We start from the raw sequence: 10014 nt of genomic DNA, 5'->3' as shown, positions 1-10014 counted from the left end.
TAAAACGTCCGTTCGGTCTTTTTTTGTTTTTACTATTTAACGAATACACTCTGGTCTTGGTTTAAACTCACTGGCTCTAAGTGGTAGTTGAATCACTTTGCCACAGCCTGGTGGTGCTTGCTTCCCGGTTTGCTCGTTTACAAATGCCCACCGAATTGAAGGTGGACGGGTATCGGCAATTGCTTGCGGGTTTAAGGGTTTTAAATAACGAATATAGGTTTCAAGCGCGCCTACACTGCCGGTTAAGCCAGTACTTTTATTATCATCACGACCTAACCATGCAACCGTCACTGTATTTTGATCAAACCCAGCAAACCAGCTGTCGCGTAATTCGTTACTGGTACCTGTTTTACCTGCGAGCTGAATCGACGGAAAATGTAAATTTAAGCGTTTAGCGGTGCCATCTTTAGTTACTCGCTTCATAGCGTATTTGGTCATGTACATGGCATCTTTATCAAAGCGTTGTTCGTTACTCACTTTATGCTTATAAAGTACTTTACCAACAGAGTCGGTTAATGCCGAGATAGACGTCAGCTCCCTGTATTCGCCATCAGCAGCAATAATGGTATAAAGCTGGGCCACTTCAAAACTCGACATTTCAATAGCCCCTAATAGCAGCGACGGGTATTCATTAATATGGCCTTTAGCACCTAGTCCTCTGAGTGTATTAGCAACTTTATCAACCCCAACATCAAGCCCTAAGTTAACTGCCGGAATATTAATGCTGTGGCTGAATGCTTTATAAAGAGGCACGGCGCCTCGGTATTGATGATCAAAGTTTTCTGGCTGCCATACTTTTCCCTCTTCGTTGGTGACTTGCACGGGTGAATCATCAAGCAACGTCGCTAAATTATAATGAGGAAGCTGCAGTGCACTTAAATACACTGCCGGTTTAACTAATGAGCCAATATTGCGCTTGGTATCAAGCACCCGGTTAAACCCTGAGTAACGCACATCGCGCCCGGACACTAACGCTGATACACCAGCTTTTTCAACATTAACGGAGATCATCGCCGCTTCTAATTCTTTGGTATTTGGACGTCTTTCCAAATAAGGTAAACTGGCCTGAATCGACTCTTCCATTGCTGTTTGCTTTTGCAAATCGAAGTAGGTAAATACGCGCACCCCTGCATCTAATACTTCTTGATCAGGTAGCAGCTGTTTCAACTCGCGATTAACCAACTCCAAGTAACCTGGGTAAGACTTTTGTAAGCTGGCTTTCATTGGCGCAATATCAATTGCGCGCTTTAATGAGGCTCGATACTCTTTAGTGGAAATAAGTTTGTTATCGACCATTAAACGCAGCACTAAGTCACGACGCTCCATAGCACGTTCTTTATAACGTCTAGGGTTATAATAAGAAGGGCCTTTAACCATGGCCACCAGCAGAGCAATTTGGTCGTACTCAAGTTCATCAACGGGTTTTGCAAAGTAAAACTCAGCAGCCAGCCCCATCCCATGCACTCCTTGGTTATAAGACTGACCTAGGTAGACTTCGTTTAAATAGGCTTCGAGAATCTGATCTTTTGAATAACGATAATCAAGAATAAGCGCAATAAAAGCTTCATTGATTTTACGTACTAACGAACGTTCGCGAGTAAGGTAAATATTTTTAGCTAGCTGTTGCGTGAGTGTGCTGCCCCCTTGTACGGTTCTTCCTGCGCGAATATTGGTATACAAAGCGCGTAAAATAGAAAATACCGATACCCCGTGATGCTCATAAAAATCGCGGTCTTCGACCACTAACAAAGCATTTTTAAGCATGTCTGGAAATTTATCTAATGGCACAAATTCGCGGTCTTGTTTTGAGTCATTACCTATACGGGCTATTTGTACAGGCTCTAATCTGGCAGTGTTTAAGCGACGACCGAATTTATCTTTAATACTGGCAACCTTTTCCCCAGAAAAGCGCAGTTCAATTACATGAGCGCTCTCTAAACCATCATAAAATTCAAAATCACGACGAAAAATCTTAATACTATTAGCTGTTTTAATATATTGCCCTGTGCGGCTTAAGCGATTAACTGCCGTGTAATTTAAACGTTTAAGCTCCCATAAAACTTCTTGCTCAGATAAAAACTGCCCAGGAAAAAACGTCATTGAACGCGCATACACTTGGGCTGGAAGTTGCCATTTATTGCCTTCAAATTGGCGGGTGATTTTTGCATCAAGATAAATAAAGTAAAGTGCTACAGCGATGAAAGTCGCCAGACTCAGTTTCCAAAAAATAGAAAACAAAGTTTTTAAAAATGGCCGTTTAGCCGAACTTGCGGCTTTTTTTGCAGCACTTTTTCGCGCTGATGTTTTAGATGACTTAGTAGCACGCTTAGTCGGGGATTTACTGGTCGGTGTTTTCTTTTTTTCAGCCATTTAAGTGTAATATATTCCAAAGGTTGATTTAACGCGAAGAGCTTATCACATTACTCTAACACCTGAAAAATTAACCCTCCCTGAAATCAAAAAAGCCCTAACTCAGTAGGGCTTTGATTGAACACACAATACTTTTACTTTTAATTACTTCTTACTGAAACAAACTCTGGGTAAGCATCAATACCACAATCATGTTGATCCATACCGTTTAGCTCTTCCTCTTCGGTAACACGAATACCCATGGTTTGTTTTAAGACTGCCCAAACAATGAATGAAGCGATAAACACAAAACCAATGATACATAGTAAACCAATTAACTGCGCCACAATGTTAGCCTCTGCATTAGTAACAGGTACCAAAACCACACCAAGTATGCCACATACACCATGCACAGAGATGGCACCTACAGGATCATCAATTTTTACTTTATCAAGAGCCACAATGCTCAGTACAACTAGCGAGCCACCTAATAGGCCATATAAACACGCCATTAATGGTGAAGGTGATAATGGATCTGCAGTAATAACCACTAAGCCTGCAAGTGCACCATTAAGTACCATGGTTAAATCGGCTTTGCCCCATAATAATTTACATAAGAACAAGGCTGAAATTGCACCCATAGCTGCCGCAGCATTGGTATTAAGTAGTATTTGACCCACTGCAGTTGCATTTTCTTTATCTGAAATTAATAACTGTGATCCACCGTTAAAGCCAAACCAACCCATCCATAAAATAAATGTACCCAATGTAGCAAGTGGTAAGTTTGAACCTGGAATTGGGTAAATTTCACCATTTTTACCATATTTACCTTTACGTGCACCCAGTAGAATTACACCCGCAAGAGCTGCAGCTGCACCAGTTGCATGGACAATGGCAGAGCCTGCAAAATCAACAAAGCCTAATTCAGATAAGAAGCCGCCACCCCATGTCCAGTAACCTTCAATTGGGTAAATTAATCCTGTTAGTACTACTGTAAACACTAAGAAAGCCCATAACTTCATACGCTCCGCTACGGCGCCAGACACAATAGACATAGCTGTTGCAACAAATACTACTTGGAAGAAAAAGTCAGATTCTAGTGAGTGATTAGCATCTGCCGCTTCGCTACCTATTAAGCCACCAAATGAAGGAATAATTCCGCCTTCAACGTTGTCTACATACATAATGTTGTAGCCAACCAATAAAAACATAGTACAAGCGATAGAATAAAGTGCGATATTTTTAGTTAGAATTTCTGTGGTATTTTTTGAGCGCACTAAACCAGCTTCTAACATTGCAAAACCGGCTGCCATCCACATAACTAAGATGCCAGAGATTAAAAAGTAAAACGTATCGAGCGAAAACTTCAGCTCTATAATTGTATTTTCCATGTTGCCCCCTTAAATTGCGTCATCATCAAGTTCGCCAGTACGAATACGGACGATTTGATCTAAGTCGTAAACAAAAATTTTGCCGTCACCAATTTTGCCCGTTCCAGCAACTTTGGTAATGGTTTCTACAACGCGTTGGCAATTTTCACTACGAGTGGCAATTTCAAGTTTAATTTTAGGTATAAAGTCAACTTGGTACTCTGCACCACGGTATAACTCTGTATGACCTCTTTGACGTCCAAACCCCTTAACGTCAACCACTGTCATTCCTTCGATGCCTAAATCAGCGAGTGCTTCACGCACATCATCTAGTTTGAATGGCTTTATTATTGCACTGATCATTTTCACAAAGGCCCCCTTAGGACACTAGCTTGTTATTGTATTTGCTCTATACAATCCAACCTTTGTGCCACCTTTAAATTGGCAATAAAAACAAAGCCTTATTAAATTAAAAAATAATAAAAAACAAAAAACGCACCATTTAGGTGCGCTTTTTTTAAGCAAAATGCAGGATTGGTGCGAGTCGATAAATACGTAAATAGTCGTCTTAACTAACCGTTACACTCCCACCAAATAAACATTGATAATGTGCCTAATCTGAACTCTGGCTAATAAAATCTATTTCAACCAGAGTTCAGGTAATTTAAGATTAGAGTTACTCTGTCGCATCGAGAGACAAAGCCGGCTTTTTAGCATTACTTAGCCATATTGACTCCATAGTTTACACCACTCGAAAATGAAACTCTTCATGAGTAAAGGGCTTAGTTAAAAAGTCATTCGCACCTGATTTAATAAATCGTGCAGCAACGCCATAACTATATACATCAGCTAAACCAATAATGGCCAATTGCTCACGGCTTTTAATATTACGAATAGCTCTAATTAATTCAAAACCATTCATACCTGATAAGTTATGGTCAGTGATCACTAAGTTGATAGCCTGATCATGCTCAAGTATATGAAGAGCTTGCGCACTATTATCAACAGTAATGACGTCAAACAATTGTTTTTCGAGCATTTGCTTAACCAAGCTACTGCTCAATAAGGAATTATCTACAACCAGCGCTTTGCGCCCCTGGTTACGCAATAACTGTGCTACAAATTTAATCGCATAAAGATAAGAGTCGCGATTATCTTTAATGACGTAATCGATAATACCTAATTCCAGCATTTTTAAACGTGTATGTTCATCTGTTTGCGTTGTCATCACCAGCGTGGGGATACCTTGCGACAGTGTAAAGCGAGTTATATCAGTATCGATTTGCCCACCAACAGATAAATCAACCAACGCAAGCGAATAGCTGGTTTGGCTTAGTAACTTTTGACATTGAGAAAATGAACGAGCAAAATCAACGCGCACATCAAGGTAATGCGCAGCAATATGTTTGAGTACCTGCTGTACCCTTATATTATCTTCAACAATTAAAACCCGTTGCATAAACTCCCTTTCATTTACGTTCACCCTTTAAGGTGCTTGTGCGTTTTTTAAAAATCACTTTGATATAAAGTAAAGCTTAGCGACTGATTACTTAAAAAACTTAATCGGTAATTACATAGACTCAACGATTATTATCGGCAGCTAGTCTCAATACTTTTGTTTTTTAGTGAAATATCGCTATAACTGCAGTACATAAAATAAAAAAGGGTTACTTATGAAATTTAGTCGAAGTCTATTTTTACCCATTGCCGCAATTGCACTCACATTTACAAGTGCAACATTTGCCGATAATCAACGCCGTATTGATATCGACAGTAAAGTAGTTACTCAGCACAAAGCAAAAATAAATAACGAACGATTTTCGTATACGGTAGCAACAGGCACACAACCGGTATGGGATAACAAGGGAGATGCCATCGCAACCCTTCAATACACTTACTACACCCGCGATAAAGTAGATGACAGAACAAAGCGTCCATTACTTATTTCATTTAATGGTGGCCCAGGCTCAGCATCGGTTTGGATGCATTTAGCTTACACCGGCCCTCGTGTTTTAAAAATTGACGACGAAGGCTACCCAATTCAACCTTACGGTGTAAAAGATAACCCTTATTCAGTTTTAGATGTCGCCGATATCGTTTACGTAAACCCTGTAAATACAGGTTATTCACGTGTTGTAGAAGATAAAGACGGTAACCTTCTACCTAAAGACAAACAAAAAGAGTTATTTTTTGGCGTTAATGCCGATATAAAGTACCTAGCAGAATGGCTTAATACTTTTGTATCTCGAAATGAACGCTGGCGCTCTCCAAAATTTTTAATTGGTGAAAGCTATGGTACAACGCGTGTATCGGGTTTAGCGCATGAGCTGCAAAATAGTCAGTGGATGTACATTAACGGTGTTGTACTCGTTTCTCCTACCGATATTGGCATTAAACGCGACGGCCCAGTAAAAGCCGCTAACCGCCTACCCTACTTTGCTGCAACAGCATGGTATCACAAAGCACTAAACGCCGATTTACAAGCAAAAGACTTAGACGAGCTATTACCAGAAGTTGAACAGTTTACTGTTAATGAGCTTATTCCAGCGCTTGCAAAAGGCGGTTTTATTGCGCCAGAAGAAAAACGTCGTATTATTAAAAAAATGGCTGAATATGCAGGTTTATCTGAAACATTTGTGAGTCAAAACAACTTAGATATTCCAACACAGTTTTTTTGGAAAGAGTTATTGCGTGAACGCGGGCAAATGGTCGGGCGACTGGATTCTCGTTATTTAGGCATAGATAAGCGCGATGCTGGTGAATCACCAGATTACTGGGCAGAGCTTACATCATGGCTGCACTCTTTCACTCCTGCAATTAACTATTATCTTCGTGAAGAGCTTAATTACAAAACCGATATCAAATATAACTTATTTGGTAACGTTCACCCATGGGATAGAAGCGGAAATAATACCGGTGAAAATTTACGCTTAGCCATGGCTCAAAACCCTTATTTAAATGTAATGGTTCAGGCGGGCTACTTTGACGGTGCAACCAATTACTTTGATGCCAAATATACTATGTGGCAATTAGATCCAAGTGGTAAAATGCAAGATAGGTTAAGCTTTAAAGGCTACCGCAGTGGCCATATGATGTATCTACGCCACGCAGATTTAGAAAGCTCTAATAACGATTTACGCGAGTTTATAAATCAGTCTTTACCCAAAGACGGTGAATCCGCTAAATACTAATTAGCTTTTACCCACTAAAAAGTGACCTCTTAGGTCACTTTTTTGCTTATAACTGCGGCAATTCGCCATGTGTGCAATCCCCAGTACGAATAACGGTTGGCTTTGCTATGTACTGCTTAGTAGTGAGTATTTCAGCAAGATTTATTAGCGTCTTAAGGGTGCTTTTTAAAGCGACCCGATTATTTAACCATGTAGGTATCTTGCCGCCTGGTAACGCATACACTTGATAACTAATGTGTAAATTTTCCGCCTGCTGAGTTAGCAACCACGTTGCATTTAAGGTTCTTATTCTTATTACCCCTTTAGTTTGAGGTAAAAAATCTGGGCGCGCGTGAATACTAAGTTGCGTTTGCAAGTCATTCAATTTTGTATAGCACGAATAAGTAATCGCATCCCTGTTACTAACAGGCCAAGGGGAGTCAATATAACTATAAACAAGATTTTCTGAAGGGCTTAAACTTTTGAGTAACGTAACCTTAGTAATATTTTCTATCCAGCTAGGAGCTGTATCGGTATCACTGAGTAAAGCAACTAAATCCTCTTCGGTGACATTGTTAACCACCGTTTCAGCTTTCATTTTCAAGGTATCGTCAGTTAAACGCTGAAAATAAACACTCACCCCTTGCTTACTTTCGTACAATTGCCAAGAGGGCTGTGAATACACATTTGTAGTAAAACAAAAAAGTGAAAAAATCATACACTTTTGCAGCAAAGTCCGGCCACAAAAGTGCTTAGCCATTAAAGCCAATAGGGTTCTGTATCAAATGAAGCGTTTCGACTTTGCTCCATGGCACTGACTAAAAAGTCAGATTTTTGTTCTAACCATAGTTGTATTTTTGCCAGTTGAGCATCTTCTTGCCCGCCACACAGCTGTTTTAAATAATCAAGCGTGCTTAACTCATACATCCCATGAGAAATATCCAGCCAAGGAAGCCTAAACTCTAATCGCTCATCTTTATTAAATAGTGCGCCTAAACAGTTACCACTGAGTAAACTGTTCTCTAATTGAGTGCGAAAGTTTAAGTAATCATTACCGGCTAAACTTTGCTCTTTAGGGAGTAAACGGTGTAAGTTTTTCCAATCTTTATCAAATAAGCGATGAGCAATATCCACAATAGGTTGCTCTGCATTTTGAAGCTCTGCTTGGCTCCAATCTTTACGCCACTGCTTGTTTATTAACCATGTGGTTAAGCTCAGCAATAAACGGTTGTAGCGGGCACTATGAAAGAGCGAAAAAATATCGTCAATGCTCGGCTGTAACTCTTTTAAATCGTTAATAACTTGCGTTAACGCTGGGGCGCTATTTATTTTTTATAAAAAGCGTGGCGCTTTGAGGTATAAGTTTTTAACTGAATTGCATTTTCAACCCATGCTAATTCGCTTAATAACCACTTAAGTTCAGTTCTAAGATGCTCGGTACTTTCTTTACTCACAATATCGTCAAACAGCCAAAAGTTATGGCGAATTAAACTAATGCCATCGGTTACGCGCTTTAATGTTTTTAAGCTCGGCTTATCGAAATAGCATTGCTCGTGTTTTTGCACAAAGCGAATACCAAAACCCATTGCTTCAATAAGGGCTTGCTCTTGAGTCGCTTGCTTATTGAGTTTCACAAAACCGATTGATTTACTTGGTTGTAACGGTGAGTCATCCGCAAGACGATAGCCTCTTGCTGCTTTTGAATAGAGCCCTAAACGAATATTATTTTGGCTCACTAATACATCGGCAAAAGCAAATAGCTCCTCACGACTGCCTTCAACCAGCTCGATTTCAAGCTCGCTGATGATTTCTACTTTACCTGACGCAGCGACTTCACCTTTATCTAATACCACTTCAATTTTGGCACCATTTTGCGTTTCAATTAACCACGTACGGCGAATGAAGTTAGTACTAAATATAGGGTATAGATTTTGCGATATTGCATCTATTTGCATACCGTGAGGCCAAATTGATGAATCAAACGCCATTAAATTTGGTCGATTTGTTTCTATTGGAAGATTGTACTCTGGGCGCTGATGTAAGCCCCCTACTACTTCTCCTGCCAGCTTGATTGTTTGCTCACAGCGCTCGTCTGTACAACGCGTTCTAAAACCAATATCGAGTGCTCTTAGCTCTCTGCTTGGTGTATCAAAATAAGCATTTTGCAAACTTTTAGAAGGTTTGTTTGTGACTGTTTTTGCAAATTGAGTAATTAATGAGGGGATCAGTGGAATGACGTCATCTGATACCAAAAATTTCAGTTCTATCTCAGTATCCATTAGGCTTGCGGATTACCCTTAAAATTAATAAGTGCTCAAAATAAACAAAGCAGCCCTATATTGCAAATTTTTTAGTCATAAACCCGCATGCAAAATACTCTGGTTACAATATCTGTCTTGCTATTAAACTATTAAATCCATACTATCTATATACTTATGCGAAATAAAAATCACGTTCACAACGGACACTGCTAGATTAACAAGGTAGATAAATGCTAAAACACTGTTTACTATGGCTGCTTTTAACAGCCGCCCCGTTTATGAGCCAAGCAGAGGAAGCTCAATCAACGTCGCCAACTAATGCTAAAACAGCTTATATAATCGATAACTTGTATACTTTCATGCGCTCAGGTGCCAGTAAAGACTATCGCTTACTCGGTTCAATAGATGCAGGTACACAACTCACTTTGTTATCTGATGAACAAAACGGCTTTATAAAAGTTAAAGATGATAAAGACCGTGAAGGCTGGGTAGAGGCTAAATTTATCAGTGAATCAGCTGGTTTGAAACAACAATACCAAGCGCTTAATAACGAAATGAGCACTATTCAGAATAGACTTCGCCAAGCGCAAGTTGAGTTACCTGAGCTGCACGAGCAAAACTCACAGCTAACCGAACAAAACGCGCAGCTATTAGCACAAATTAGTCAGCTACAAGGTGAACTTTCTCAAGAACAACAACTAAAACAAGCAACCAGTGCTAAAGAAAAACGCCAGTTACTTACATACGGCGGAGCCATTGCATTTTTAGGTTTGTTCTTAGGAATTATCTTAACTATCGTGTTATCACGTAGAAAACGCTATGAAGGTTGGGCATAAGCTTAACTTACTATAGCAGGCATAAAAA

7 protein-coding genes and 1 pseudogene are annotated in these 10014 nt (G+C 39.7%); 2 read left to right on the top strand and 6 right to left on the bottom strand.

Annotation, left to right across the window (positions count from 1 at the left end):
- Positions 1-36 precede the first annotated feature (36 nt).
- The 4 genes from mrcB to P20439_RS07885 all read right to left on the bottom strand — a co-directional run bounded on the left by mrcB (position 37) and on the right by P20439_RS07885 (position 5178).
- The gene (gene mrcB, locus P20439_RS07900) at positions 37-2370 is read right to left on the bottom strand and encodes a penicillin-binding protein 1B (RefSeq protein WP_036933233.1); all 2334 of its coding nucleotides are present in this window, start codon (positions 2368-2370) and stop codon (positions 37-39) included.
- 140 nt (positions 2371-2510) lie between these two features.
- Entirely contained in the window at positions 2511-3740 is a 1230-nt protein-coding gene (locus P20439_RS07895) for an ammonium transporter (protein WP_008465925.1), read from the bottom strand.
- A gap of 9 nt (positions 3741-3749) precedes the next feature.
- The gene (locus P20439_RS07890; RefSeq protein ID WP_010391070.1) at positions 3750-4088 is read right to left on the bottom strand and encodes a P-II family nitrogen regulator; all 339 of its coding nucleotides are present in this window, start codon (positions 4086-4088) and stop codon (positions 3750-3752) included.
- A gap of 373 nt (positions 4089-4461) precedes the next feature.
- Positions 4462-5178 carry a response regulator gene (locus P20439_RS07885; protein ID WP_008465923.1) on the bottom strand — a complete coding sequence of 239 codons (717 nt, stop codon included), beginning with the start codon at positions 5176-5178 and terminating at the stop codon, positions 4462-4464.
- A 214-nt stretch (positions 5179-5392) separates the two neighbouring features.
- On the opposite strand from P20439_RS07885, the gene P20439_RS07880 reads away from it, so the two are divergent.
- Positions 5393-6910 carry a S10 family peptidase gene (locus P20439_RS07880; RefSeq protein WP_008465920.1) on the top strand — a complete coding sequence of 506 codons (1518 nt, stop codon included), beginning with the start codon at positions 5393-5395 and terminating at the stop codon, positions 6908-6910.
- Between the two features lie 46 nt (positions 6911-6956).
- Here P20439_RS07880 and P20439_RS07875 read toward each other — a convergent pair whose 3' ends face one another.
- Both P20439_RS07875 and P20439_RS07870 read right to left on the bottom strand, forming a co-directional pair.
- On the bottom strand, positions 6957-7649 hold the full coding sequence (locus P20439_RS07875) for an START domain-containing protein (protein WP_008465918.1): 693 nt from the start codon (positions 7647-7649) through the stop codon (positions 6957-6959).
- Positions 7649-9168: pseudogene (locus P20439_RS07870) on the bottom strand (CYTH domain-containing protein). Before P20439_RS07870 ends, P20439_RS07875 begins: the two are co-directional and overlap by 1 nt.
- A gap of 212 nt (positions 9169-9380) precedes the next feature.
- Between P20439_RS07870 and P20439_RS07865 the strand changes: the two are divergent.
- A complete protein-coding gene (locus P20439_RS07865) occupies positions 9381-9986 on the top strand; it encodes a TIGR04211 family SH3 domain-containing protein (RefSeq protein WP_008465899.1) in 606 nt (201 codons plus the stop codon).
- The last annotated feature ends 28 nt before the right edge of the window (positions 9987-10014 follow it).

This window comes from Pseudoalteromonas sp. BSi20439 (genome assembly GCF_000241165.1).
Taxonomy (GTDB): domain Bacteria; phylum Pseudomonadota; class Gammaproteobacteria; order Enterobacterales; family Alteromonadaceae; genus Pseudoalteromonas.
Note: the sequence above shows the minus strand (reverse complement) of the source record. Positions and strands in the feature narration are given on the sequence as shown.